Raw genomic sequence first — 22981 nt, forward strand, 5'->3', positions numbered from 1 at the left:
CGAATGTCACAGCAGGCGGCGCTCTATCGCCTCGGTCCATTTCTGTTCGTGGACAAGCTCGTCGCCTTCCCATGCCTCGAGATGCGCCTCGACGTGGAAGTGCGATGGCGTCGCGGTCATGGTCGTTTCAGTCACCGAACGCATGCGCCAATCAGCGCGCGAAAATTCGAACTCCCATTTCGCCTCGGCCCTGGCCGACCCGAAATCATCGCCGCGGAAGGAATAGCGTTCGCGGCCGAGCGAGGTAATGGTTAGATCGTTGTCGACGATGCGATAGGTGCCGGCGCCTTCGCCGATCTCAACGACAGTCGAAGCGTCTGCCAGATTCTCCGTGATCGCCCAATCCTTTTGCGGCTTCGAGATCGTCTCCACCCCTAAGGGCGACGCCCCTTCGGGTTCGGCAAAAGGTGCCGGCGCCGGATCTCCGGCGCCTCCGACGCGGACCGGAAGTTCAAGGCGGCAATCCGTCGGATGGACGGTGAGCGTGACCGGCTCGGGCGAAGGCCAAGCGATCGGGAAGTAATTTGTCGAGATGGCAAGGCGTATGCGGTGGCCCGCGCTGAAGCGCTGTGCTACGTGCTTGAAGGGGACAGAGGCGCGGTAGCGCCCTGCCGGTTCGAGCGGTTCGGGCCTCTCATGGCTATCGCGATGCGTCAGGTTCAAAAGGCCGTAGCTGACGCGCGTCGTCGCGCCATCGGGGGCGACATCCGAAAGACGGACGGCCACCATGGCGACGGGCCTGTCGCTTTCGAAGACAAGATCGAGCATTGCATCGCCGGCGATCTCAACATCGTGCGCCAGCTCTTGCGTCTCATAGACCAGACTGCCGGCATCGTCGCCGCGCTGGTCAGCCGGCTGGTCGCCGGGCACGGCATAGGAGCACCATTTGCCGCCGCGCAGGCCAACCGACAAGGGCGAGCGGACCGTCTGCGTTCCGGCCGCATCGTCTGCCCGGCGCAGGGACAGGCGCCCATTGCCGGAAAGGAAGAAGGACTGCCGCTCGATATTCGGCGATGGCCATGCCGGCTCCGTGACCCAGCGTCCGGCGCGCGTCTCGTAGGAAGTTTGCGGCGGGGCGCTATCCTGCATGAACAGGCGCAGCATCGGCTCGTCCATGATGCCGGTGTCACGGCCCTTCAGCCATTGATCCCACCAGCGGACGCATTCCTGCAGAAAGCCGATGGCAGGACCAGGCTTGCCGATATGGGGATAAGTGTGCGCCCATGGCCCGACCAGCCCCTTGCGCGGGCCCTGCAGCTTTTCCATCAGGCGGAAGACCGAGCGGCAATAACCATCGGCCCAGCCGCTGACGGCGTAGACCGGGCAGGTGATTGCACCGAAATCCTCGCAGACCGAACCGTGTTTCCAGAACTTGTCGCGGTGCTGGTGCTCCAGCCAGTTCTTCAGCCATAGCCCGCTTTCCTTCAATCGACTGTGCCACAAAGCGCGCCAATTGTGCGGCTTGTTGCGTGGGTCGGGCGGCAGCGTGTTGCGCCCGAACATGATCGCCGCCCAGGAGAGATTGTCGATGAGCAGCGTGCCACCCATGTGGTGGACATCGTCGGCGTAGCGGTCGTCGGTCGAGGCGCAACTGATCACCGCCTTCAGCGCAGGCGGCCGCATGGCCGCGATCTGCAATCCGTTGAAGCCGCCCCAGGAGATGCCGATCATGCCGACGTTGCCGTCGCACCAGGGCTGGGAGGCCAGCCATTCGATGACCGAGCAGCCATCGTCAAGCTCCTGCTGAAGGTATTCGTCGAGCATCAGCCCTTCGGAATCGCCGGTTCCGCGCAGGTCGACGCGCACCACTGCGTAGCCGTGGCCGGCCACGTAGGGGTGCATGACGACATCACGCGCGGCGGTCAGATCGTTCTTGCGATAGGGGATGTATTCCAGGATAGCCGGCACCGGCTTTTGTTCGGCACCCTCGGGAAGCCACATGCGCGCCGCAAGCCGGCAGCCGTCCGGCATCGGAATCTCGAAATGGTCGACCGAGCGGATCGGATGGGGGAAGTTGGACACTGTGCGCATGACGAGGCCTCTGTTGGAGAGCGCCACCTTGGGCAAATCGGCGGTGCCGCACAATTTCGCGACCCTTCGCGACTTGACACTGTTCTGGCGTCAGTATGCATTAGGTCATGCAGACCGAACCGCTTCCCCAGAACCTCGCCTTCCTGTGCAGCTATTATCCGTCGATAGCCGCCGTGTGCCGGCGCCTGCAGATCAACCGCCAGCAGTTCAACAAGTATCTGAGCGGCCAGACCTGGCCGTCCCGCCGCAACATGCGCAAGATCTGCGATTTCTTCGGCGTGAGCGAAGGCGAGCTTTTGATGGACCAGCAGCGCTTTGCCGAGATCGTCGGCCTGCGCCGCCGCCCACTCGGCGTCCATGCGCCATCGGACATGCTGGTGCATATGGAGCAGCTCTATCAGCGTTCCGGCGATCTCGGGCGCTATGTCGGCTACTATTTCCGCTATTTCTACTCGTTCGGCTATGCCGGCAAGATCATCAAATGCCTGGTCGTAATCTATGAAAAGGAAGGCCGCTATTTCTGGAAATGCATGGAAAGGCTCGTCCATTTCGGCAAATATGGCGTAAAGACCTCGAAATATTCGGCCGCCCTGCTGCTGCTCGGCGATCGCATATTCGCGCTCGAATCCGAAACCCTGCTCAAGACCAGCATCACCCAGGTGATCCTTTATCCGAGCTACCAGACGAGCGTCGCCTATCTGGTCGGCATCCAGACGGGCATGCCCCTTTTACGAGGGCGGAGACCCGCAGCCTCGGTCGTGCTTCTGGAATATCTCGGCCGCTCCGTCGACCAGCGCAAGGCGCTGCAGGCCTGCGGCCTATTCGACGAAACTGACCCCGCCATCGATGTCGGCATCCGCGCCATGATCACCAACCGCATCCCCACCGGGACGTTCGTGCTCGAGACGGAAGAGGTGTAGACGTTCCTCCCAACGCGACCCGCATCAGCGCGGGCCTGTCCAACCCGTTCAGCACGAGGTTGTCACCCATGTCTTAGGTACAGTCTGTTACCTATGTCTCCGGGCCGTACAGGTGAGAGGTGGTAGCGGGAGAGGGACTTGAACCCCCGACCCCAGGATTATGATTCCCGTGCTCTAACCAACTGAGCTACCCCGCCAGGGCGGCGAAAGGCCCGAAATCCGCCTTAAATCGCAAGGCATTTCGAGGCGTTCGCCAAGGTCGCGCGGATATAAGGTTGGGAGGGTGAGCCTGTCAAGCTTCGAACCGCTCGGCAGGGGCGCTTATTCTCGCTGCCGAAAAGCTTTGCCGCGCCGATAATTGGTTGCAGCCGCCGGGGTTGAGTTCGAAGAGGCACGTCGCTATGTCTCGGCCACGAGTTTTTAGAGTTTGAGAACAGATGAAGCCGCGCATTGCAGTCCTCGGTTGCGGATACTGGGGCTCCAACCACATCCGCACCCTCAAGGCGCTCGGCGCGCTCCACGCGGTCTCCGACGCCAACCGTGCCCGCGCCGAAGGCTTTGCCAGCGAACAGGACTGCCTCGCGATCGAACCGGACCAGTTGTTCGTCCGCAATGACATCGACGCCATCGTCATGGCGCTGCCGCCGCAATTTCATGCCGAGATGGCGGTGCGCGCCACCGAAAGCGGCAAGGACGTGCTGGTGGAGAAGCCGATCGCGTTGACGGTTGCCGATGCCGAGCGCTCGGTGCAGGCGGCGAAGGACAAGGGCCGCGTCTTCATGGTCGGCCACGTCTTGCGCTTCCATCCCGCGTTCGAGACGCTGAAGGCGCTCATCGACAAGGGCGAGCTCGGCGAGGTCCGCTACATCCATTCGCACCGGCTCGGCCTCGGCAAATTCCACACCGAGAACGATGCGCTATGGGACCTGGCGCCGCATGACCTGTCTATGATCCTGGCCATCACCGGCACCGAACCGATCGAGGTGCGCGGCGAAGGGGCGGCGCTGCTCGACAATCTCAGCGACTTCGCGCATCTGCACATGCGCTTTCCCAACGGTTTGCGCAGCCATCTCTTCGCCTCGCGGCTGAACCCTTACCGCGAACGGCGGCTGACCGTGGTCGGCACCAAGGCGATGGCTGTCTTCGACGATGTCGAACCATGGGAGCGCAAGCTCGCCGTCTATCGCCACGCGGTCTGGCAGGACAGCGGCCAATGGGCGTTCACCACCAATGAGCCCTCCTATGTCGCGGTTGGCCAAGGCATGCCGCTGACGCGCGAACTCGAGCACTTCATCCATTGCATCGAAACGCGGGCCGAACCGCGCACCAGCGGCGAGGAGGCAATCCGGGTGCTGCGCATCCTGACCGCGGGTACGGTCACGCACACCAAATCCAATCCCTGAAGAAGATCGGGCCGCGTCGCGGCGGAGAGATCGTTGCCTACTCGGCGGGAACCTGCGCCGGTGACGCGGCAAGTCGGCTCAACATCGCCTCGGCCTCGGCGCCGCGCTCGGAGCGTTCGATGAAGCCGCCGCCGAACACGCGGGCCTCGTTGCCGTCGTCGGAATAGAGCACGCAAGCCTGTCCAGGCGCGATACCGGACTCGCCATCGGCCAATTCGACCGATGTGACGCCCGCCTCGTGACGCAGCATCGCCGGGCGTGGCGGCCTGGTCGAGCGAACCTTGGCGAACAGTTCCAGCCCGCCCGCGGGCATGTCGGCCAGCGCGCCGTCACCAAGCCAGTTCATGTTGCGCAGGTAGATCTTGTGCGTCTCCAGCGCCTCGCGCGGCCCGACCACGACACGGGCGCGCTCGGCGTCGAGATGGACGACATAGAGCGGCTCGCCGGAGGCCACGCCGATGCCGCGGCGCTGGCCGATGGTGTAGCGCAGAATGCCTTCATGGCGGCCGAGCACCCGGCCGTCGATATGGACGATGTCACCCGGATTGGCGGCCGTCGGCTTCAGCTTGGCAATGATGTCGGAATATTTGCCCTGGGGCACGAAGCAGATGTCCTGGCTGTCCTGCTTGGCGGCTACCGTCAGGCCCATCTCCTCGGCAATGGCGCGAACCTGCGGCTTCGGCAGGCCGCCGAGCGGAAAGCGCAGATAATCGATCTGCGCCTGCGTGGTGGCGAAGAGGAAATAGCTCTGGTCGCGATCGGCGTCGACCGGCCTATAGAGCGCGCGATGGGCGCCATTGGCGCCGGAGCGAATGTAGTGGCCCGTGGCCAGCGCGTCGGCGCCGAGATCCTTGGCGGTGGCCAGCAGATCAGCGAACTTCACCGTCTGGTTGCAGGAAACGCAAGGGATCGGCGTCTCGCCGGCGACATAGCTCTCAGCAAAGGGATCGATGACCGCCTTGCGGAAGCGCTCTTCGTAGTCGAGCACATAATGCGGAATGCCGAGCGTCTCGGAAACGCGGCGGGCGTCATCGATATCCTGCCCGGCACAGCAGGACCCGGCCCGGTGCGTCGCGGCGCCATGATCGTAAAGCTGCAAGGTGACGCCGACGACATCATAACCCTCGCGCTTCAAGAGACCCGCGACGACGGACGAATCGACGCCGCCCGACATGGCGACGACGATACGGGTGTTTTCGGGACGTCCGGGAAGATCGAGGCTGTTCATGGTTCTTTCGTTCTGCGCGGCGCTTGCATGCCAATGACGCGAATATAGGTCAAGCTTGGCGGCTGCGCCAGCTTGCGGGACCGATCGGCGGGCAACTGCCGGCCCGGTGACCGCGCAGATTTTTCGAGCGAATCCGGAACTTCCCGGCAGATATTTCAAATGTTTGCGAAAAGACTAACGCGGCGTTCATGATCATTACCTAGCTGTTAGGGTCTGCTTAGGCAATTTTTAAAGCTGTGGCGGTAACGTGGTGGGGATTGGGTCTTTGAGTTTTTTGTAGAGAGTACGATGACCGATCTGGTTAGACCGCGAGTCAAATATGTTATCGGGCCTGACGGCAGCCCTCTCACAATTGCCGATCTGCCGCCGACGAATACACGTCGCTGGGTTATCCGGCGCAAGGCGGAAGTGGTTGCAGCGGTGCGCGGCGGGCTTTTGAGCCTCGAGGAGGCATGCCAGCGCTACAAGCTGACCACCGAGGAGTTCCTGTCCTGGCAGGCCTCGATCGACGAATACGGCCTCGCCGGGCTGCGCACGACGCGCATCCAGCAATACCGGCACTGACGCTCAAGAATCTGCAAAAGGGCGCGAAGTTCGCGCCCTTTTGGTTTCTTGACAGCATTTGCGCGTTTCAGACCGTCAGCACCACCTTGCCGACCGGCTTGCTGGCGAGGAAAGCGTGCGCGGCGCCGGCCTGTTCTAGCGGGAAGGTCTTTGCCACATGCACGGTAAGCTTTCCCGCATCGACGAGCCTGCCAAGTTCCAGCAGGCCTTCGCGGTCGGGAACAACGGACATGCGTTCGACGCGGATGCTTCGCGCCTTGGCATCCGCCCTGGTCTTGTCGCTGATGTCGAGCAGTGACACCAGCACGCCGCCGTCCCTGAGCACCTTCAACGATTGATGGGCGTGCTCGCCGCCCACCGTCTCGAGCACCAGGTCGATGTCCTTCGCCTTGTCGGTAAAATCATCCTTGGTGTAGTCGATGACCTCGTCGGCGCCGAGCTTGTGGACGAAATCCCATTTTTCCGTGCTGACGGTGGCGGCAACCCAGGCGCCGCCCGCCTTGGCGACCTGCACCGCCAGATGGCCGACGCCGCCGGCCCCGGCGTGGACCAGCACGCGCTGGCCGGCTTTCATCGCGCCATGACGCACGAGGCCTTGCCAGGCGGTGAGGCCGGCCAGCGGCAATGCGCCTGCCTGGACGTAATCGGCGTGCGCGGGCTTGCGCGCGATTTCATCGGCGGGCACCGCGGCCAGTTCGGCATAGGCTGCCGCCTGCTTTGGGAAGCGCGGCATGCCGAACACCGCGTCACCTGGTTTCAGGCCGCTGACACCAGGCCCCAGCGCCTCGACGGTTCCCGAAGGTCCCAGCCGAGGATGAAGGGTGGTTCGCCGAGCAGCGGGTAATAGCCGGCGCGCACGGCGCCATCGACCGGATTGATGCCGGCCGCCTTGATGCGGACCAGCACTTCGCCGGCGTTGGGCGAGGGCGCCGGGCGCTCGGCGATGACAAGGACATCGGGTCCGCCGACGGAATTCTGGATAATGGCACGCATAAGATTTCTCCTGATGACCGGTCCCACTATCATTTGGAGAGTAATAGTCTCTTGTCCAGTATGTACCTTTTTGATATATAGGTACCGTATGGATAGTTATCTCGACTCCCCCTTCGGCTATGATGCGTTCCGGCGGACCTGTCCCTCACACACGGTGCTGGAGACGCTGGCCAGCAAGTGGGTTTACCTGGTTGTTTGTGCGCTGCGCCAAGGCCGGCAGCGCAATGGCGAGCTTGCCCGCAAGCTCGAAGGCGTCACGCCGAAGATGCTGACGCAGACGTTGCGCGTGCTCGAGCGCGACGGCCTGGTGCGGCGCGAGGTGTTTGCGGTCGTCCCGCCTCGGGTCGAATATGAATTGACCGAACTTGGCCAGAATCTGGCGGGATTGCTCAACCAGATCAGATCCTGGTCGGAACAACACGTTCCCGACATCAAGGAGGCCCGGGCGCGAGCTGCGGCCGCGAATGAAGGGGAGTGGGCCGCTTAGCGCTCGCCCAATGCGTTGCGCGCCCGCTTGGACGTGCTCAAAGACGCGGATATCGGGCGGTTCAGCCGATCATCGCGCTACGACCGCCGGTTTCGGCCTCGCGAATCTTGGTGTCGCGCGATTCGAGCATTTCCGCCTTGGAAAGCTCCGCTTCAGCTTCGCCGAGTAATGATTCGGCGGCGCTTCGCTGCTGGGCGAGGTCGCCTTGCGAATTTCTGAGGTTGTCGCGGCGCAAACGGGCCGCCTTGGCGAAGGTCGGATAGGCGAAATGATTGATGTCGGTGATACCGGCCTTCTTTTCCTCGGCGCTGATCTGAAGCTCCAGCTCGGCGGCCATGCGTTCGAATTCGGCGATCATCATGTCGAGCTGCAGCAGCTGCCGCCGCTTCTCATTCACCTGAAACTGTTTCAGCCGAACGAGGTTTTCACGTGACTTCATGATTCGGTACTCCCGGAAACGCACACCTGCACATATCGTCCAAACCACTTGGAAAGGCCCAAGCGCTGCCCGTGTCCACCAGCTTTCCCCGCACTATGGGAAACAAAACCCTAAAGTTTTTTGCCGACGGTAACCATTCGTTTACGGGCATTGTTAATCATACGGGTCAGGACTTAAGGCCGGGTAAAAATCCGGCTGGCGACATGGAAGCGATGTCGATGAGTCCCTGGAGTCACTTAGTCCAGGTTTTTAATGTGTTGCATTAGCGGTTTGGTCCTGTGATTCGGTATTAAATTCAAGAGGGTGTAGAAAGTGGTTAAAAAATCTGGTACCGTCATCGACGCGGAATTAGGTTTTGTTAACCATTCCATGGCAGCCTCTGCACCAGGCAATCACTGCTCCGGTCCCGGATGGGTCGCAAGATGGTCCGGCAGCAGAAAAGGGGAATGAAATGCGTGTTCTGCTGATAGAAGATGACAGTGCAACCGCACAAAGCATCGAGCTGATGCTGAAATCGGAAAGCTTCAACGTCTATACGACCGACCTCGGCGAAGAGGGTGTCGATCTGGGCAAGCTCTACGACTACGACATCATCCTTCTCGACCTCAACCTACCCGATATGTCCGGCTATGAGGTCTTGAGAACGCTTCGTCTCTCCAAGGTGAAGACGCCGATCCTCATCCTTTCCGGCATGGCCGGCATCGAGGACAAGGTGCGCGGCCTCGGCTTCGGCGCAGACGATTACATGACCAAGCCTTTCCACAAGGACGAGCTGGTGGCGCGCATCCATGCCATCGTGCGCCGTTCGAAGGGACATGCCCAATCGGTCATCACCACCGGCGACCTGGTGGTCAATCTCGATGCCAAGACCGTCGAAGTCGGCGGCCAGCGCGTGCACCTTACCGGCAAGGAATACCAGATGCTGGAGCTGCTCTCGCTGCGCAAGGGCACCACGCTCACCAAGGAAATGTTCCTCAACCACCTCTATGGCGGCATGGACGAGCCGGAACTCAAGATCATCGACGTCTTCATCTGCAAGCTGCGCAAGAAGCTCGATGCGGCGTCCGGCGGCCAGAATTACATCGAGACGGTCTGGGGCCGCGGCTATGTGCTGCGCGAACCGGAAGACATCCGCGTCAGCGCCTGAGTGACGGCCGCCCGATCGAAATTTCAAACAAAAACCCGGCGTCAGCCGGGTTTTTGCGTCATAGACCGGTGGTAACCGCGATCCGACGGATCAGGCAGCGATCTTCAGGGTGCGAAAGCGCTCGAGTAGCTGCGGGCGGTTGAACGGCTTCAACAGATAGCCTTGGGCGCCGGCGCGCTTGGCTCGCATGATCGAGGCGATGTCCAGTTCGACCAACGAGATCAGGATCTGCGGCTTGGTCGGGCTTTCCATGGCGCGCACGCGCCGGATCAGGTCGACCGCCTGTACATCCGGCAGTGCACCGTCGACCACGATGATATCAGGCATATCGGCGGCGCACATCTCCAGCGCATCAAGCCCGCTGGCGGCTTCGATGACCATCATGTCGGAACCGCCCAGGATGCGCTTCGCAACTTTCCTGATGACGCTAGAATCGTCGACGAACATGCAGCGTTTCATTTCCGGGTCCTCTTTGCCTTGTGGCAATCCGGTCGCGTCGGGGTATCTGCCGCACAGCATAGGCCGATCTGGTAAAGAAGCCGGAAAGCCATTAGGTAAAATTTTTGCAAAGATGCCAGTTTGCAAGCTTTTCCTTGCAGATGCTTTGGCCGGCGCTGCCAGGCGAAGTTCATCTTTCGCCACAGGTCCATTCAACCAATATTACAGCGCTGAAATACTTTGCTGCTGGTTTGCGCGGATCTCAGGCCGCGGAAAGCACGATCTCTTCCGCGGTTGCATGGATCGATATCGTCATGTTGGCCTCCCGCGCCAGAAGCAGCGTATAGTAAGGCTGCACCGAATGCGCGTCGATCGGTTCCTCCGGCTTGTGGCCGGAATGCAGTTCGAGGAATTTCGGCGGCACCCGCAACATGGGGCCACTCGCCGAAAGCGCGAAGCGAGGCTCGGTCTCGAGATTCTCCAGCGTCACCGAAAGCTTGCCGCCACGTGGAATGGCAGCGTTGGCGACCAGGATCAGGTTGAGCAGCAGCTTGACCTTGTTCTTGGGCAACAGTGCACGGCTTCCATTCCAGGTGAGTTCCGGCTTCTCGTTCTTGAGGAAGGCGATAGCGACGGCTTCGGCATCGCCGGTGTCGATCTGCATGCCGGCGGAACCCGCCGCGCCGAAGGCGATGCGGGCGAACTGCAGGCGCGCCGAGGCGTTGCGGGCGCTCTGGCGGATCAGCTTCATGGCGTCCTCGTCGGCGCCGCCTTCATCGAGCAGTTCAAGCCCGTTGTTGATCGCGCCGACAGGCGAGATGATGTCGTGGCAGACCCGGCTGCACAAAAGTGCCGCCAGATCGGGGGCGGAAAGGGTGAAAAGATCGGACATCGGCGAAAATCCCTGCAAAAATCCCATAAATCATGGCCGCGCGATCGATCGTCGCCTGCCCACGCGAATCACACTCTCTTCCCGAGCTTTCTGAATACACAGCGCCCGTGCGTGCAGCAACAAACCCAAAATCGCCGTTGGGGCCTATGGCGCGTTCACGCAGGCTGCTTGCCTGTATGAACGACCCCAACAGCCTTCGAACCGCCATCTTCATGTGCGAGTTTAATGGTTGAAAAAGGATTACGGCATAGTTTGCCCCTAACAGCCATCCTTAACGGCCGCCTAAAGAGCCGTACGGGTGCGAGGCGTCGGCGAAAGTGCTCCCTGACGGAGATTGGAAGCATGTTTTCCCGATTCTACGGCCGGAGTTTTCTCCGTGTCCTCTCAATGGCGATCACGCTCCTGGGCGTTCTCGTCTTCTCGACATCGGCCCTGCGGGCCCAGGAGTACACCGCTCAGGAGATTGTCGATTCCGGTCACAAGTTCTTCGGCGCGACATCGGGCGGCCTTGCCACAGTCGTGGAGAAGATTTTTGCTTCCTATGGCTTGCCCAACGGCTATCTGCTTGGCGAGGAGGGATCCGGCGCGCTGATCGGCGGCCTGACCTATGGCGAAGGCACGCTCTACACCAAGAATGCCGGCGACCATAAAGTGTTCTGGCAAGGCCCGTCGCTCGGCTGGGATTTCGGCGGCGAGGGATCGCGGGTGATGATGCTCGTCTATAATCTCGATGACGTCGGCAATCTCTACAACCGTTATGGCGGCGTCGCCGGCTCGGCCTATGTGGTGGCGGGCGTCGGATTCAACGTGCTGAAGAACAACAATGTGCTGCTGGTGCCGATCCGCACCGGCGTCGGCGCCCGGCTCGGCGTCAATCTCGGCTACCTGAAGCTTACCGACCGGGCGACGTGGAATCCGTTCTGACCCGAGGTCACAACCGGAATGTGTATACGCTTTCGATGAGAATCCAGATCCGATGACCCATATGCGCCGCGGCGAGCCCTTGCCGCAGCGCCTGATTTCCGTCATGCCAACAGAGTAATGGTCAAAATTCGCGACGGCTTTTGATCCTCGTATTGTTGCATGTCGGCGCGCGATAACGGATAGTCACTTGGTTCAGTCGGTCCTGTTCTTTGCTCTCGGCTTTCTCTGCGCCGGCTTTCTGGCGCTGATGGTGGCTCCGGCCATCTGGCGACGGGCGGTCGCTCTGACGCGCAAACGCATCGAAGCCTCGATCCCGCTGACGCAAGCCGAAATTGGGGCCGACAAGGACCGGATCCGGGCGGAGTTCGCCATGGCGACGCGCCGCCTCGAGATGAACGTCAAGGCGCTGCGCGAGAAGTCGACCGAGCAGCTCATCGAGATCAATCGCGGCCGCGAGGCCCTGAAGGGGCTGGCGATGGAGCGCATGGACAAGAACCAGGTGCTCGATGAACTGGCTGCCAAGAACGCGGCGCTGCACCAGCGCGAGGATGAACTGCACCGGCTGTCCGAGCGGCTCAAGGAGACCGAACGCAAACTGGAGAAGCGCGCGCTTGAGCTTGAGAAGCTGGAACGCATGTATGACGACGCCAGCTTCTCCTCCAGCAGCCGCCAGATCGAACTTGTGGCGCGCGAATCCGAGTTGCAGAAGCTCGCCAGCGATATCGCGCTGCTGCGCGGCCAGCGCAAGGAGGCGGACAGGCGCAACCAGGAGATCGCGGCCGAAAGCAAGGCCGCGCGTGAGGCGCTGAAGGCCGAGAGGAAAAAAACCGCCGAACTGGACAAGAAAGTCGAACGGTTGCTCGCCGCGCTTGCCGACCGAGAGGAGAAGCTCGAACGCCGCGAGAAAGATCTGGCGCGGCAGCGCGAAAAAGCGAAGGCCGAGGACGGCGCGTCGGCCTTGCGGTTGATCAGCGGGCAGGTACAGGCGGACAGGCGCGACGACGTCGAAAAGGCGATCGCCAGGCTCGATGCCGACCGTGAGCGGCTGGAGGCCAGACTGACGGCACTGGTACGCGAGAACAAGCGGCTGAAGGCGGATCTGTCCGCCGCCGAGGCCGCCGGCCCACAGGGCGATACACGCCACGCAAGTTCCATGTTGCGCGAACAGATGAATGACCTGGCGGCGGAAGTCGTCAACTTGACAGCCAAGCTCGAAGGGCCGGGGTCGCCGATCGCCAAGGCGCTGGAGGCGCAGCAGGATGCGCGTCCGAACAGCGGCGGCCGCAGCCTTGCCGACCGCGTGCGGGCATTACAGAAGCCGGCTGCGGCAGATTGAATTCAGGCACCGCCAGCGCAGAAATGATGCAGGGCGATGGCGGATGCCGCCGCGACGTTCAGGCTGTCGAAGCCTTCCGACATGTTGATCCGAACAGTATTGAGACGGGCGAGCAGGCTTTCGGGCAGGCCTTGGCCCTCAGTCCCGAGGTAGAGTGCCAGGCGTTCGGCCGGTTTTGCATCGCGTATGTCTGATGTCCCGCGCGGCGACAGCGCAAATTGGGTAAAGCCACGCCGGTCGAGCGTCGCGGCGAACCGCGCGGTGTCGCTGAACGAGGCAAACGGGACCTTCAAGGCCGCGCCGACCGAAACGCGGATCGCCTTGCGATAGAGCGGATCGCAGCAGGTCGCATCCAAAAGGATCGCGTTGGCGCCGAACGCGGCGGCGTTGCGGAAAATCGAGCCCATGTTGTCATGGTTGGCGATGCCGACGAGCACCACGATCAATGCTCGGGCAGGCAAGCCGTCCAGCAGGGCCTCGGCCAGCTGGGGCGTCTCCTTGCGACCAATGGCAAGAATGCCGCGATGCATGTGAAACCCGGCAATGGCATCCATCACAGCCCCGGCGGCGACATAGACCGGCAGGTCAGGAGATGCCTTGTGCAGGATTTCTTCGAGGCCGGCCAAGCGGTTCTCCAGAACCAGCGCCGATTCGGCACGGAAGCGAGCGGCCGACAGTAGCATGTCGAGCACGACCTTGCCCTCGGCAATGAAGCGGCCCTGTCGGCCGGCGAGGTCACGCTCGCGGATGTCGAGATAGGCGGCGACGCGCGGATCCCGCGGATCGTCGATGTGGACAAGGATCATCTGAGCCTCGGCTGACAATCGGAATCGGTTGCCAAGAACACGATGCACGGAGGCAGTGTCAAAGTGTATTTTGCGCGCCCAGGATGGACGCACATTGCGGAAGGCCGCTGGTGGCGTAAACGTTTACGCGACCAGCCGTTCAAGTTCCGGCGCGGCGCAGCCTTTGTGCCATCTGGGACAGATCATCCTTGCCGCTGCCGAAAATGCCGTCGAGCGTGGCAAGCAGTTCGCGCACGGCGTCGGATTTGCAGGAGTAGTAAATCATCTGGCGGTCGCGGCGGGTGTCCACAAGGTCCAGCGCCCGCAACTTTGCCAAATGCTGCGACAGGGCGGACTGGCTGAGCATCACCTTCTCGGCGATGGCTCCGACCGACATTTCACCGTCGATCAGATAACTCATGATCAAAAGCCGTTTTTCATTGCCCATCAGCATCAGAAATTCGGCCGCCGATCCGGCGTTGGCGATTAGCTTTGTCGAGATCATCGATCCCCCATGCTCTTTGCTCATCGAGGCACCATGGGGGCAATGGTGCCTGAATCCATAAACTCAGTTGTGAATGGTCGCCAACGAGTCAGCGCCACAGCCAAAGGGTAGAACATTTCATTCAAATCTCAAGCGTTGCTTTTGATCAAACGTAATTTAAGTGCGGTTATTTGGCGACGTTGCCGCCCGGCCGCTCTTGGCCATGTCGACCAAGACGTGCCTCAACTCATGCGCTGTGACCAAGGGCTGCGGAAAGAAGACCCTGCCGGCATCGTCGCCAGAGGCCAGATCCATGCCGTCGGCATCGAATCCGGCGATGACCCAGCCGTCGCCGGATGCCCGGGCAAAATGATGCGCGTAGAGGGCGACGGCGTCGAGATGGTCCGCATTCATGTGGTCGATCGCGGATTGCTCGCTGGCTGCCAGTTCCTCGACGATCGGCCCGTCGGTGATGAGATCGGTGCGATCAAGCAGGTAGGCCTTGCCGAAGCCGCCGTTCAGGCTGGCGCGCTGCGGTTCGAGACGAAAGATCGAAAAGTCGCCGAGGCCGGCATAGAGGCTGGCCTTCGGATTGTGGTTGAGATAGCGGCGTTCGGCGCGTGCATGCGCGTCCGATCCGCGCTCGATCCGCGCTGCCCGGCAGATCAGCGTCAACCGGGGATGCGCGAGCGGGTCGCCCTTGCCCGGCTCGCCGAGCAGCAGCGAACAGCGCGGGTCCGCAAGTATGGCGGGCGTATGGGCCGAAAGCTGCGACACCAGGATCAGCGGCGTGCCGTCGACGTCGGTGGCGACGCCGACCCGACTCGCCAGCGGCGAACCCGTTTGCGGCTCCAACACCGCCAAGGCGCCGAAGCGGGTGCGGCGCATGAGTGTCTTGGCCTGCCGGACCGCCTCGGCGTCGGTCTCGCGGATCACGTCCTTCGTTCGATCGGCCAAAATGCTCGCCCCGCTAAGTTGATTTGACTATTCCACTTATCAGACGATGGCGCCAGGCTGGCAAGTGCTACTTCGGAGCCATGCGAATGGCGCCATCGAGACGAATGGTCTCGCCGTTGAGCATCTGATTCTCGATGATGTGCAAGGCAAGGGCCGCATATTCCGACGGCTCGCCGAGGCGCGAGGGGAAGGGCACCGCGGCGCCCAGCGAATCCTGCACCTCCTGCGGCATGCCGGCCATCATCGGCGTCTTGAATATGCCGGGTGCGATGGTGCAGACCCGGATGCCGGAACGGGCAAGATCGCGCGCCACCGGCAGCGTCATGCCGACGACCCCGCCCTTTGATGCCGAATACGCGGCCTGGCCGATCTGGCCGTCATAGGCGGCGACGGATGCGGTGTTGACGACGACGCCGCGCTCGCCGCCCTGCAGCGGGTCGAGCTTTGCGGCGCGGTCGGCGACGAGGCGGATCATGTTGAAAGTGCCGATCAGATTGACTTCGATCACTTTGCGGTACTGATCGAGCGGATGGGGACCATCCTTGCCGATCGTCTTCACGCCGATGGCAATGCCGGCGCAATTGACCAGGATGCGCGGTTCGCCCAGCTTGGCCGCGACCTCGGCAAGCGCGGCAACACCGCTGTCGGCGCTGCCGACATCGCATTGGACGGCGATGCCGCCGATCTCGGCCGCCACCTTGGCCGCCCGATCGACGCCGACATCCAAGATGGCGACGCGGGCGCCCCTGGCGGCCAGCGCGCGCGCCGTCGCCTCGCCAAGGCCGGAGCCGCCGCCGGTAACAACCGCGACCTCGCCGTTTGGATTCATGGCGTCATCCTTTCACATGAGAGTCAGGCGTGGATCAGGCGCGCAATCGGCGCGAATGGTCAAGCCATCGCGGCAAAGTGCTCGGCGACCCTGGCCTGGTCGGCATGGCAGACCTCGCCCGTGAGCCTTGCAACCGCGCCCGGCATGATCTCGTGCGACAGCAGCCTGTCGAGATCGACGGGGCGTGGCATCGATATCTGGCCGCGCGGGATACGCTTGAAGCCGAGCGGTCCATAATAGGGCTCGTCGCCGACCAGCATGACGGCGGGCGCTCGGGCCTTGGCGGCCGCTTCCAGCGCGATCGCCACCAGCCGGCGGCCGATGCCGAGATTCTTGAAGGCCGGCCGCACCGCCAGCGGCCCGAGCATCAGCGCGCGTCCGGCGCCTGCGGCGATGCGGGTCATGCGAACTGATGCGACCACGAGATCGCCGTCCATGGCGACGAAGGACAGCGCGCGTTCATGCCCGCCGGCCTCGCGGATCTTGTAGGCGGCCAGCACAAAACGGCCGGGCCCGAAGGCTTCGTCATTGATGGCTTCGATCTGAGGGTCGTGCGCCGGAGTTTCCGGCAGGTATTCTACGTCGGCAAGGCTCATGGTCTTTGCGTTCCGGTACAGGAGGAAAGGTTTGCTGCAAACGGCAGCATTCGCCAATCAGCGCTTTATCAAGCGTGGGCGCCCTTTCGTCGTCGGTCGAACCGGATCAAAGCAAAATCGAACATGCGGAGTGTCCGCTAGCATCAATTTCCCGCCGCTGCAATCGGCGGTTTTGCAGGTAGAGAGCAACGGGCGCCGCGACGTGCTTGACGATCTGTTCAGCGCCCGGCGATTCCATGCAACGACTTGGAGCCCTACATGATGTCCTAGACAGGAAAGGACAAGCGATGGGATTGCTGGTCGAAGGCAAATGGCAGGACCGCTGGTACGACACCAAAGGCAGCGGCGGCAAATTCGTGCGGGCGCAGTCGCAATGGCGCGACTGGATCACTCGTGACGGGGCGCCTGCCGAAGGCCGCGGCCGCGGCTTCAAGGCGGAGCCCGGTCGCTATCACCTCTATGTCTCGCTTGCCTGTCCCTGGGCGCACCGAACGCTGATCTTCCGGGCGCTGAAGAAGCTTGAAGGCATCATCTCCGTGTCGGTCGTCCATCATTTCATGGGCGCCGATGGCTGGACGTTCCTGGCGCAGGACGGAGCCACAGGTGACACGCTCTATAGCCTGGACTTCCTGCACCAGATCTACACCAGGGCCGACCCTAACTATTCCGGCCGGGTCACGGTGCCGGTGCTGTGGGATAAAAGGGATGAGACCATCGTCTCCAACGAATCCTCCGAAATCATCCGGATGCTGAATTCAGTTTTCGACGCTTGGGGTGACGCCAACCTCGACTTCTATCCGCAGGCGCTACGCGGCGAGATCGACGCGGTCAATGCGCTGGTCTATCCCGCCATCAACAACGGCGTCTATCGCGCTGGCTTCGCCACCACGCAGGCCGCCTACGAGCAAGCGTTCGGGGAGTTGTTCGCCGCGCTCGACACGCTGGAGCATCGGCTGTCGAATCAGCGCTATCTCGTCGGCGAGCGGATCACCGAAGCCGACTGGCGGCTGTTCACCACGCTGGTGCGCTTCGACCCGGTCTATGTCGGCCATTTCAAATGCAATCGGCGCCGCATCGCCGACTATCCCAACCTGTCGAACTATCTGCGCGATCTTTACCAGGTGCCCGGCGTAGCCGGCACGGTGAACCTCCATCATATCAAGTCGCACTATTACGGCAGCCACGAAATGATCAACCCGACGCGTATAGTGCCTGTGGGGCCGGAAATTAACTACGGCGCGGGGCATGACAGGGCACGGTTCGCCAAGGCGGCTGCCTGAACTACCAATAGGGTGATGGCGGCTTCCCGCCAAAAACCTCGGCGATGCGCCGCAGCGTTGCCGGCGTCGTGCCCTGGGGCAAACGGTCGAGCGGAAAGAAACCGGCCTCGGCGATCTCGCGGTCCGGCAGTTTCGGGGCTGTCTGGCTGAATTTTTCGATCAGGTACAGGCCGACATGGTCGCGGCGGCTGGCGCGGCGGTTGAAATGCATCGAGCGCAGCACCGGCGGAGCGGTCAGCGTGATATTGCCCTCTTCCGCCAGTTCGCGCGCCAGCGCTTCGGCCATCGTCTCGCCGATCTCGACTCCGCCACCGGGAAGCTGCCAGCCCGGCACATAGGTGTGGCGGATGAGGAAGAGGGAGTTGGATGCCGTTTCGTGGATGAGCCCGCGCACGCCAAGCGTCATTGGCCGCCGCAGCACAAAGTAGAGATGGAACAGCCTGGCTCGCAGCCCCGGCCAGCCGGTCTGGCGCAAAGTGCTCTCGGGATCGGTCGTCATCAGTCGCGAAACCGTGGGTGGAAAGCCGCGTGCGCGTCGCCTATGAAAGAGAAATGTTCAGGCTCGCACATATTTCCGATATCCATTTGGGGCCACTCCCTGAAGTAACCTATCGCGATCTCGCCTCCAAGCGGGTGCTGGGCTACGTCAACTGGCAGCGCAACCGCCGCCGGCACATGCACGATGCGGTGATCGACACCATCGTGGCCGATATCAAGGCCAGCGCGCCCGATCACCTCGCGGTTACCGGGGATCTCGTCAACCTGGCGCTCGATGGCGAGATCGAGATGGCCAAGCACTGGCTGGAGACGCTCGGCTCGCCGCATGACGTGTCGGTGGTGCCGGGAAATCATGACGCCTATGTGCCTGGCGCCTTCGACAAGGTGTGCCGGTCCTGGGCGGCATGGATGACGGGCGACGGCGTCAACAGTCCGGTCGATCGCAATTCGTTTCCCTATCTGCGCGTGCGCGGCAATGTCGCGTTGATCGGCATCACCACGGCGCGTGCCACGGCACCCTTCATGGCCAACGGCTTCTTCATGGAAGGCCAGGCCGAGCGGCTGCGCAAAATACTCGATGCGACGGCGAAGCAAGGATTGTTCCGTGCGATCATGATCCATCATCCGCCGGTGCGGGGCGCCGTCCCGCAGCACAAGCGGCTGTTCGGCATCGCCCGCTTCCACAAAATCATTCGCCGGCACGGTGCCGAGCTCGTCCTGCATGGCCATTCACATCTGCCGTCGCTGTTTCAGATCGGCCCGCGCGACTCCAAGGTCCCGGTGGTTGGCGTCGCCGCGGCCGGCCAGGCTCCCGGCGGCAAGCCTCCGGCGGCGCAGTACAATCTGTTCGACATAGACGGTGAAAAAGGCGATTGGCGCATCCGCCTGACGCGGCGCGGCTTGACGGGGCCGGCGATACCACCTTCGGATCTGCAGACGCTCGAGCTCGGGGCGCAACCGGCTATGGCCGCAAGCTGAGCCCCAGCGCCACGATACGGTCCCAGAACAGCACGATCGAAACCGCCAGTCCCACCAGCGCGCCTGCGGCGATCAGGCCAAGGCCGGACAGGACGGCCGACCAGCCCTTGCTGCGCGGTGGCGATCGCAAAGGCGGCTCGGCTTCCGGCACCACGTGCCGCTTCATCCCGGGAACGGCAGCCTCGACGCCACCCTCCATCATTCTCTGACGTTCGACGATCCGCTCGGCGACATAGCGCGTCACGGAATCGGCAACCGGCTTCATCTCGCTCGATTCGGCCAGCACCACACGGCCGATGCGGGTGTCCTTCAGGAAACGGTAGGTGCGGCGGTCGCGCCCCATGGCGACATGGCTGACGGCGTCGATCCACAGGCGCGGCTGCAGACCGGACGAGACGACGAAGTCGAAACTGTCCATGTCGGCGGGAACGTCGGCAAAAACGGGCGCGAGTTCGGTGGCAAGAAGGTCGAGCCGCATGCGATGCGCCTCGCGCATGTCGACGACGACGTCGTCGCGATCGGCAAAGGCATTCTTTACATCGCGAATGGCATCGGACAATTTTCTCGACGGGTCGATGATCTTTTCGCCTGCATCCTTCATGGGCGTGGCCTCGCGGGTTTGGTTAACATGGAGTTAACACAGCCGCCGGCAAAATGCACTGGCGAGATCAATGCATCAAGGGTCGCCGTTGGCGGCGCAGACGGAAGAAGTCAGCTGGCCGCGGCGGACAGTTTCACCCGTTGCGGCCCGACGCGGCGATTGCTGTTGCGGCGAATGATCTCGGCGATCAGGTCGGGCGCTTCCTCGGCCAGCATATGGCCGGCCTCCAGCACATGGTGCACATGGAAGCGCTCCGGTGGGTCATCCACTTGGGTAAAGGGTAGAACGGCGTCATCCGATCCCCACGCCACCATCACCGGCATGTTCAGCGCATCGAGCCGCTCGCGCGGGATGACGCCCTGTCGATCGCTCCTGGTCATGGCGGCCGCGATCTCGACGAGCTTTTCGGTTTGTCCGGGGCGGCCGCGCATTTCGCACAGCAATTCGGCCATGCGACGCGAGGGCGCGGCTCGAGGGCCGGACATTTCGGCGAGGCAGGCCTGGACTTCGGCCAGGTCCTGCGCGCGGGCAAAGCGGCGCAACAACGGTCCATTGATTTCGGGGCCAAAACCGCCCGGCGCCAGGAGTGTCAGCGAGGCGACTTTTGCCGGCTCCGCCAACGCCATCAGCGCTGCAACCGCGCCGCCCATCGAATGGCCGACGAGGTGGACGCGCTTGATCGCGCGTGCGGAGAGGTCGGCAAGGATGGCGTTTGCCGCGACCTTGGCCGGTCCGGCCGACGGAAAGTCGAGCGACAGGCCGTGTCCCGGCAGATCATAGGCCAATGTGCGTACGGAAGGCGGCAGCAAGGAGATCACCTCGCGCCAGACATCGTGGCTGCCGCCAAAACCATGCAGCAGGACGATGGTCTTCGAACCCACACCCCGTTCGTCGGCATAAAGTGATGAAGTCATGAAAGATTGAGGCTTTATTCGAGAAGGCGCGATGGAAATGTGGCTGAATTGCTCCTAGTCCAGAGCATTCGCCAGTAAAATTTTCGCGATTAGGCGATTGGCCGAACAGCGAGCCGGCTGCTGGTGGATGCCGCTCCCAAAAGCGACCTCGATTTGGGCGAACGACACGCACGAGCAAAAAGACCTAAGGCGTATCGCATGAATCCGTTTCGACGCGAAACGCTTTTGGGCCTTTCATTATTCGATGGACTCGCTGTCCGCTTGAAGTCCTCATTTTCACGCAACTCCGGAAGGGAACCCGGCACCAGCTGCCCTGGAATGGCTCACATCTAGCTCGCGTTGAAGAGCCCGGCGGCACGCAAGGCGTCGACCAGCCGCTCGGTCAGATCGGCGGGATATTTTCTGTCGATGAAGGTTGCGCGCGGATTGGCGGCGAATTTCGGAAATTCGGTTATCAACTCATCAAGCAGCCTGCGTGCCTGGTTGTCCCGACCGGCGATCTTGGCGCCGATCAGACGGGCGGCGAGATAGTGCGATTTCGCCGCAGTGGTTCTCAGAGCGCTGCTGGCTATCGCTGCCTTGCTGGTATCGCCCAGCATTAATTCTCCGGCGAAAAGCCCAAAGTCCCACCAGGTCGGGTGGCCGCTCGAGGCATCCACGGCATGCGCCAGAAGAGGTGTTCCTTCGGCGTACCGGCCGGCGAAAACCAGCCCGTAGCCATAGGCGGCGGCCATGGCGAGATCGTAGGGGTTAAGATCATGGGCCTTGCGCATCCATCGCAGGGCCTCGTCGGCATTGCCGAGGCGCGAATTGATGTAGCCGTAGGAGCGATGTGCGTACGGGCTGGTCGGCCCCATCTGCACGGCGCGATGGGCAAACGTCATCGCCTTCTCGATCGTTGCGTCCGGCGGGTAGGCGTAGTGGTCGGTCACGGCCTCCAAATGCAATGAGGCGAGTTCCGAATAAACCAGTGACGATTTCGCGCCACTGTTGGCAAGGGCTTCGAGGCAACGATAGGCGGTCTCGTGAGTCCTGGCGTTCTGGTCGAGATAGTATTTGTCGTTGAGCAGCAGGCACTGCGTCAGGCCGGTCTCCGCGCCGGACTGCTCGATGTAATTGTAGATGGTGCCAGAAGCGGGAAGTGCCGCACTGAGAATGCCGGATATGCGATCCTCGACTACGGTTGGTGCGCTGTCGGCGGCGGTCAGGTTGCGCGACAACAGCACCCGTCCGGACGCCAAGCTTTGCAGTTCGATGGTAACGTCGCCCGCGTCTGGTCCAGGCAGGATATCGAAAATGAAACTCGTCGCATCGGCGACCGGATCGGCTTTGTTGACGGTGTTGCGACCGATGAAGTCGATCGTGTCAAAGCCGCTCAGGCCGGCACGCAGCGATGCGGCGACGCGACTGGCATTGGGAGTGTTGGCCCTGAGGGCGATGTAGACGAGCGGCAGCGCTTCGACCATGGGCGACGGCGTGATGCTGCCGGTTTCGCCGGCGGTCTCGAACGTTGCCGGGATGTCGCCTCCCGCCAGCAAGGCACCGCCGCCCTGGCGCAGGATCAGAACGCCCAACATGGCGATAACCACGGCGATCGCGATCCAGAAGAACCTGAGATGGCGCGTCACCGAGAGGCCCGCCGCAGGAACCTGGCCGAGCAAGGCCGCCATGGGTGCGGCATCATCGGCGGCACCGGACTGTTCGGGCAGGCTGGCTGTCGGCTCTGCGTGACTGGCGGCTTCCGCTGCTTGCGGCAGGCGGATGGCATTGAGTTCGTAGGCCGGGACGTAACCGCCGCGCGGAATGGCTATGCGGACCGGCTCGGCAATGCCTTCATTGGCGAAATAATGTTGCAGCAGTTCGCGCAGGCGGCCCGCCTGCACCCGCACGACGGCATCGGTGGACGGATCGAAATCGCCGTCCTTGCCGAAAACATCCATGGCGATGGAAAAGCCCTTGAGCCTGTCGGCTTCCCCGGCCTGCTCGCGCTCGACGAGATAGCGAAGCAATTTGCGCGCGCGCTCGGATCTCCCGAACGTTTCGCTGGCAAGCAGTCGCTCCAGTGTCTCGCGCACTGCGGGGGCGGCAGGCGTGGCATGCTGCAAGTGTCGATCCTCTCGAAGTCGGCACAGGTTGAGGCGCGATCATATCGTTACCGCACCACCGTACAAGCATACACGTATTATGCGATCACGTACCACACCGGATAATTTCCCGGTGGTTAATGACACAAAAGTCGGGACCAATCGCTAAACGA

The 22981-nt window shown here is 62.3% G+C and carries 23 protein-coding genes, 1 tRNA gene and 1 pseudogene; 9 read left to right on the top strand and 16 right to left on the bottom strand.

Going from position 1 to position 22981, the window contains the following annotated elements:
* Window positions 1-6: 6 nt before the first annotated feature.
* Entirely contained in the window at window positions 7-2085 is a 2079-nt protein-coding gene (locus FJ972_RS09930) for a CocE/NonD family hydrolase (RefSeq protein WP_210239842.1), read from the bottom strand.
* A 53-nt stretch (window positions 2086-2138) separates the two neighbouring features.
* Here FJ972_RS09930 and FJ972_RS09935 point away from each other — a divergent pair, with 53 nt between their 5' ends.
* Entirely contained in the window at window positions 2139-2951 is an 813-nt protein-coding gene (locus FJ972_RS09935) for a helix-turn-helix domain-containing protein (RefSeq protein ID WP_140496106.1), read from the top strand.
* 120 nt (window positions 2952-3071) lie between these two features.
* On the opposite strand, the gene FJ972_RS09940 is transcribed toward FJ972_RS09935, so the two are convergent.
* Window positions 3072-3148: transfer RNA gene (locus FJ972_RS09940), tRNA-Met, on the bottom strand.
* A gap of 240 nt (window positions 3149-3388) precedes the next feature.
* Here FJ972_RS09940 and FJ972_RS09945 point away from each other — a divergent pair.
* Window positions 3389-4354, top strand: coding sequence for a Gfo/Idh/MocA family protein (locus FJ972_RS09945; protein WP_140496105.1), 966 nt, complete (start codon window positions 3389-3391; stop codon window positions 4352-4354).
* A gap of 37 nt (window positions 4355-4391) precedes the next feature.
* On the opposite strand, the gene mnmA is transcribed toward FJ972_RS09945, so the two are convergent.
* The gene (gene mnmA, locus FJ972_RS09950) at window positions 4392-5582 is read right to left on the bottom strand and encodes a tRNA 2-thiouridine(34) synthase MnmA (RefSeq protein WP_140496104.1); all 1191 of its coding nucleotides are present in this window, start codon (window positions 5580-5582) and stop codon (window positions 4392-4394) included.
* A 288-nt stretch (window positions 5583-5870) separates the two neighbouring features.
* Between mnmA and FJ972_RS09955 the strand changes: the two genes are divergently transcribed.
* Complete coding sequence (locus FJ972_RS09955; RefSeq protein WP_006203587.1) at window positions 5871-6146, top strand: DUF1153 domain-containing protein; 276 nt, start codon at window positions 5871-5873, stop codon at window positions 6144-6146.
* A gap of 67 nt (window positions 6147-6213) precedes the next feature.
* Here the strand turns inward: FJ972_RS09955 and FJ972_RS09960 are convergent.
* A pseudogene (locus FJ972_RS09960) lies at window positions 6214-7139 on the bottom strand (NADP-dependent oxidoreductase).
* 88 nt (window positions 7140-7227) lie between these two features.
* Between FJ972_RS09960 and FJ972_RS09970 the strand changes: the two are divergent.
* Window positions 7228-7626 (top strand): winged helix-turn-helix transcriptional regulator, encoded by a 399-nt coding sequence (locus FJ972_RS09970; protein ID WP_140524948.1) that lies wholly within the window; start codon window positions 7228-7230, stop codon window positions 7624-7626.
* 61 nt (window positions 7627-7687) lie between these two features.
* Here FJ972_RS09970 and FJ972_RS09975 read toward each other — a convergent pair whose 3' ends face one another.
* Window positions 7688-8065, bottom strand: coding sequence for a flagellar export protein FliJ (locus tag FJ972_RS09975; protein ID WP_140496101.1), 378 nt, complete (start codon window positions 8063-8065; stop codon window positions 7688-7690).
* A gap of 451 nt (window positions 8066-8516) precedes the next feature.
* Here FJ972_RS09975 and ctrA point away from each other — a divergent pair, with 451 nt between their 5' ends.
* Complete coding sequence (gene ctrA, locus FJ972_RS09980) at window positions 8517-9212, top strand: response regulator transcription factor CtrA (protein ID WP_006203583.1); 696 nt, start codon at window positions 8517-8519, stop codon at window positions 9210-9212.
* A gap of 90 nt (window positions 9213-9302) precedes the next feature.
* On the opposite strand, the gene FJ972_RS09985 is transcribed toward ctrA, so the two are convergent.
* Entirely contained in the window at window positions 9303-9671 is a 369-nt protein-coding gene (locus tag FJ972_RS09985) for a response regulator (RefSeq protein ID WP_140496100.1), read from the bottom strand.
* Window positions 9672-9912: 241 nt separating this feature from the next.
* Window positions 9913-10542, bottom strand: a complete 630-nt coding sequence (gene chpT / locus FJ972_RS09990; protein ID WP_140496099.1) for a histidine phosphotransferase ChpT — start codon at window positions 10540-10542, stop codon at window positions 9913-9915.
* Between the two features lie 387 nt (window positions 10543-10929).
* On the opposite strand from chpT, the gene FJ972_RS09995 reads away from it, so the two are divergent.
* Complete coding sequence (locus tag FJ972_RS09995) at window positions 10930-11466, top strand: DUF1134 domain-containing protein (protein ID WP_226880597.1); 537 nt, start codon at window positions 10930-10932, stop codon at window positions 11464-11466.
* Window positions 11467-11653: 187 nt separating this feature from the next.
* Entirely contained in the window at window positions 11654-12802 is a 1149-nt protein-coding gene (locus FJ972_RS10000) for a hypothetical protein (protein WP_140524946.1), read from the top strand.
* Window positions 12803-12804: 2 nt separating this feature from the next.
* Here the strand turns inward: FJ972_RS10000 and FJ972_RS10005 are convergent, their stop codons facing one another.
* The 5 genes from FJ972_RS10005 to FJ972_RS10025 form a co-directional block, all read right to left on the bottom strand.
* Window positions 12805-13608, bottom strand: coding sequence for a TrmH family RNA methyltransferase (locus FJ972_RS10005; protein WP_140524945.1), 804 nt, complete (start codon window positions 13606-13608; stop codon window positions 12805-12807).
* 139 nt (window positions 13609-13747) lie between these two features.
* On the bottom strand, window positions 13748-14092 hold the full coding sequence (locus tag FJ972_RS10010; protein WP_140496438.1) for an ArsR/SmtB family transcription factor: 345 nt from the start codon (window positions 14090-14092) through the stop codon (window positions 13748-13750).
* 156 nt (window positions 14093-14248) lie between these two features.
* Window positions 14249-15028: a HugZ family protein gene (locus FJ972_RS10015; RefSeq protein ID WP_140496096.1), complete on the bottom strand. Its 780-nt coding sequence runs from the start codon at window positions 15026-15028 to the stop codon at window positions 14249-14251.
* A gap of 67 nt (window positions 15029-15095) precedes the next feature.
* Window positions 15096-15857: a 3-hydroxyacyl-CoA dehydrogenase gene (locus tag FJ972_RS10020; RefSeq protein WP_140524944.1), complete on the bottom strand. Its 762-nt coding sequence runs from the start codon at window positions 15855-15857 to the stop codon at window positions 15096-15098.
* Window positions 15858-15916: 59 nt separating this feature from the next.
* Window positions 15917-16453: a GNAT family N-acetyltransferase gene (locus tag FJ972_RS10025; RefSeq protein ID WP_140496094.1), complete on the bottom strand. Its 537-nt coding sequence runs from the start codon at window positions 16451-16453 to the stop codon at window positions 15917-15919.
* Between the two features lie 287 nt (window positions 16454-16740).
* Here FJ972_RS10025 and FJ972_RS10030 point away from each other — a divergent pair, with 287 nt between their 5' ends.
* Window positions 16741-17733 (top strand): glutathione S-transferase family protein, encoded by a 993-nt coding sequence (locus FJ972_RS10030; RefSeq protein ID WP_140524943.1) that lies wholly within the window; start codon window positions 16741-16743, stop codon window positions 17731-17733.
* Between the two features lies 1 nt (window position 17734).
* Here the strand turns inward: FJ972_RS10030 and FJ972_RS10035 are convergent, their stop codons facing one another.
* Entirely contained in the window at window positions 17735-18232 is a 498-nt protein-coding gene (locus FJ972_RS10035; RefSeq protein WP_140496092.1) for an NUDIX domain-containing protein, read from the bottom strand.
* Window positions 18233-18285: 53 nt separating this feature from the next.
* On the opposite strand from FJ972_RS10035, the gene FJ972_RS10040 reads away from it, so the two are divergent.
* A complete protein-coding gene (locus tag FJ972_RS10040) occupies window positions 18286-19209 on the top strand; it encodes a metallophosphoesterase family protein (protein ID WP_140524942.1) in 924 nt (307 codons plus the stop codon).
* Here the strand turns inward: FJ972_RS10040 and FJ972_RS10045 are convergent.
* The 3 genes from FJ972_RS10045 to FJ972_RS10055 form a co-directional block, all read right to left on the bottom strand.
* A complete protein-coding gene (locus FJ972_RS10045) occupies window positions 19193-19810 on the bottom strand; it encodes a hypothetical protein (RefSeq protein WP_140496090.1) in 618 nt (205 codons plus the stop codon). The two genes, FJ972_RS10040 and FJ972_RS10045, sit on opposite strands and share 17 nt — an antisense overlap.
* Window positions 19811-19920: 110 nt before the next feature.
* The gene (locus tag FJ972_RS10050) at window positions 19921-20724 is read right to left on the bottom strand and encodes an alpha/beta fold hydrolase (protein ID WP_140518309.1); all 804 of its coding nucleotides are present in this window, start codon (window positions 20722-20724) and stop codon (window positions 19921-19923) included.
* A 329-nt stretch (window positions 20725-21053) separates the two neighbouring features.
* Window positions 21054-22829 (bottom strand): tetratricopeptide repeat protein, encoded by a 1776-nt coding sequence (locus FJ972_RS10055; RefSeq protein WP_140524941.1) that lies wholly within the window; start codon window positions 22827-22829, stop codon window positions 21054-21056.
* Between the last annotated feature and the right edge of the window lie 152 nt (window positions 22830-22981).

Origin of the sequence: Mesorhizobium sp. B2-1-1 (assembly GCF_006442975.2) — a bacterium.
Taxonomy (GTDB): domain Bacteria; phylum Pseudomonadota; class Alphaproteobacteria; order Rhizobiales; family Rhizobiaceae; genus Mesorhizobium.